Raw genomic sequence first — 267 nt, forward strand, 5'->3', positions numbered from 1 at the left:
TCTTCCTGCACGTAGAAGCGGTTCCATATCTTTATAGAGTTCTGTGGTAGTAGCCGTTAGATCTTCTGATAGTTGCCTATAAAATAAGCGCCTCTCTACCTTATCAATCAACTGCCGTATGGTCATCGTCGGGGTAACTTCTTCTGTATATAGACTACCCTCTGGTCGACTTTCTGTCAACTGAAAATAGTAGACTTGATGCAAAATATTTTTTTCACGACAGTAGCCCATTGGGTTTGGAGTCTCTCTAGCAGCAAACCATGTTTT

At 41.6% G+C, this 267-nt stretch carries 1 pseudogene; it reads right to left on the bottom strand.

From position 1 onward, the window contains the following. Positions 1 to 267 (bottom strand): annotated as a pseudogene (locus tag C1E99_RS15095) (DNA-binding response regulator); the annotation flags it as partial.

The organism is Streptococcus suis (genome assembly GCF_002964045.1).
GTDB classification, from domain to species: Bacteria; Bacillota; Bacilli; order Lactobacillales; family Streptococcaceae; genus Streptococcus; species Streptococcus suis_U.